We start from the raw sequence: 2,913 nt of genomic DNA on the forward strand, positions 1-2,913 counted from the left end.
CGAAGCCTTACCGCCCCCAAACGAACGGGAAGGTCGAGCGCTTCAACCGCACCCTCGCCCAGGAATGGGCTTACGCCGAGACCTACGCCAGCGACGAAGCCCGAGCAGCAACCTACGACACCTGGCTCCATCACTACAATCACCACAGACCCCACACCGGCATCAGCGGCCAAACACCCTCAGACCGCGTTCACAACCTCACGGGGAAGAACAACTAGGGCACCCAAAAAGTAGTGGGTGTCGTCCCGCTCGGACTCGTCGACAAAGGCGTGGAGCATGGTTCCAGCGTATGCGCGATCCCAGCCTCTATTCCGGATAGCGGGGCCGGTTTCGGCTGGGGATCACATTCGAGCAACGGGCGCCGATCCGCGTGAGGCTGTCATGGTCGTCACTTCACTCTCAGCCCGGCGGCGCGGCATCCGACGTGCAGCGAAGATCCGGCACGTGCGTGTTGAACACGTTCAGGACCGGATCACGGCGGAGGTCAGCGTCGTAGCGGTCGCAGGTGCGCTCTCGGGCGCCGCAGTATGGCCCGGAGCTACGAACCGCTGACACGGAGTCGGCTGAACAGCGCGCGGAGCTGATCGTCGCTGTTGTCGTCCGGGCTAACGCACGAGTCAGCGGTGGGGCGTTGGATGCCTGCACCATCAGAAGTACGCGGGAGACCTCCGATATATTCTTCGAGATCGTCGGTGTCCAAGGCGATTCCGTGTTCGTCGGCGACGCCACAGACCTCATCGAGCCAGGCCGCCATCGTTTCGGGGTCATCCTGCTGGCGGATATAATCCAGCTCGTTATCTAACGCTTCACGGAGACGTTCTTGACCGGACGGGTAGACCTCGTCGCGGAACCAGCGGGAGAAGTTTGAGTAGATCTGAAGATCACTCGAACCGGGGCCGCTTTCGAATGCGAGTTCGGTGAGAGACACTGCTGCATTGATCGCCCACTCTGGCGATGTCTCCTGGGCCAGTCGCGTTGCGAGGGTGAGGATCGCGTGCGTGTCTCGTCTCCCACTCGCTGCCAAATCCGCTATGAGCACTGTGAGTTCATCCTGAAGAAGGGCGAGTGAGGCGGCTAGGGGTTCGCGGCTCGTGATGCACAGATGCGTCAGGCCCGTGAGCGCGGTGCAACGATTGCTATGCACGGGCCGCATGAAGAGGACCCCCGCGGCCGGGGTGCGCCCCGCGCTGATGTCGGCGTTCTGGCGGGAGATCCGCGCCTCGTCGCGGATGATGGTTCGCAATTCGCGCTTCGCGAGCGCGACAACTAGCGCGTCCTCATCGTGGACGAGTTCTCGGTATGTGCGGTCAAGACGGTGCTCGGGAGAGGTCGAGTGGTTATCGGCGCGGTGCGCAGCGAGGCGCTTGAGGTAGATCAGCTGACGCGTCGAGGAGAGCCTTGCGACGGTTCGTTGAAAGTACTCCGGTTCTGGGAGAAGGCCTAGAAGGTAGTCGCGCCGACTGGGGTCAAATAGGGCGACTGATCGAACTTCCCCGGCCACGGGGGTGAGGCGGATCCAGGTGTCCTCCAGCACTCTCAGGGCGGGAGTCCATCGGCGAGGGTCCTCGATCGGCACCGATTCCCTCAGGACCTCCAGCGACAGAGTTCCAAACTCAGAAACGGCCAGCTGGAGGAGGATATCGACGGCAGTCATCGAAAGCTGATGGAAACTTCCAGCCCAGACGGAGTCCGGGTGATCGAGCGCCGTGAACAGGGCATCGTAAAACGTGTGGATATTCGCGTGCGATCGCCCGAGAATCACCGACTCCAGTATTCGCGGGTTGAAACCCGGATGGTCGACGACGCTTAGGAAGCGATCATCCACGGCGAGTTTGGCCCGGTCGTCGGGACCTTCGAATCCGAAGTGAAGATGATTGAATAGCATGCGTCCCCGAGCCGCGCGAGAGATGTCCCCGAGTTCCACACGGACTCGCTTCTGGTCCGCAGCCAGTCTTCGGACGCGATCGTCAAGGCCGTGCGCGGCTTCGTTCAGCACTTGTTCCCTGCTGGTGAGAACCAGGAGCTGCTCACCCTCTCCACGACGAAGTCTGTCGATGAGGTGCGCGAGCCCCGCACCCTCGTTCTTCTGGACCTCGGCAGTGCTGGTCTGGCCGAGGAAATCGTCATAGTAGAAGACGACACGCTTGCGCCCCGATTGAAGATGTCTCCACGCTTCATCGATGTCAGAAGCCACGTTGATCACGGTCCACCCTTGGTGCCACAGGTTGAGAAGGAGCATCTCCGCGAGGGTGCTTTTGCCAACACCGGGCGGCCCGGAGATGAGCACGACGTGCTCGTTGGTCAGCGTGGTGAAAGCCTCTTCGAAAGCCGGGGTGTCCACGTACAAGCGCACGCGGTCTGATACACGTTGAAGCAATTCCTCGCTGCGTTGCCACTGCGCTGCCGCGGTGATCTTTTCGATGACGTCGATACTCGTCAACCACAGCTTGAAATGTCTGCGTTCGATGGCTTCATTGCGGCTCAGGGCTGCATTGAGGGAACCGCCGTGCCAGAAAGTCGCGTTGGATCGTTCTGTCGTTCGTAGCTCAGTGGTCACAGCTGAGTCCGTCCCGGGTGATACGGCTGCAGAGACGACCAGATGAAAGTCGGACGGCGCTTGTGTTTCCCATCGCCTCATCTCTGCCCGCGCAATCGCAAGCAACTGAGATCGGGTAGCGCCTGGGCGATGCTTGCACTGGACGATGACGACGCGCTCGCGTTCCACATCGCGGAGGTCGATCCCCCCATCCGGGCCTACGGCAAAGTTGGCGAGGTTGAGGCCTAGATGTTCTTCCCAGGGACGTTGTGAACGGCTGAGTTAGCGAAGACCTCCGGGCAGGATGTGGGTTACCACACTCACATTCCACACACGGAGGTCTTCGTGACTCACGCTAACGCACCCCTGACGCCTGT

At 61.2% G+C, this 2,913-nt stretch carries 2 protein-coding genes; one reads left to right on the forward strand and one right to left on the reverse strand.

Features of this window, described 5'->3' with window-relative positions; all coding sequences use genetic code 11:
* A partial coding sequence (locus RS85_RS19165; RefSeq protein WP_152642284.1) for an integrase core domain-containing protein occupies window positions 1-218 on the forward strand: 218 nt, incomplete at its 5' end.
* A gap of 320 nt (window positions 219-538) precedes the next feature.
* Here RS85_RS19165 and RS85_RS00055 read toward each other — a convergent pair.
* Window positions 539-2,557 (reverse strand): hypothetical protein, encoded by a 2,019-nt coding sequence (locus RS85_RS00055; RefSeq protein ID WP_152642285.1) that lies wholly within the window; start codon window positions 2,555-2,557, stop codon window positions 539-541.
* Window positions 2,558-2,913: the final 356 nt, after the last annotated feature.

It is taken from the genome of Microbacterium sp. SA39 (genome assembly GCF_000967865.1).
Classification (GTDB): Bacteria; Actinomycetota; Actinomycetes; order Actinomycetales; family Microbacteriaceae; genus Microbacterium.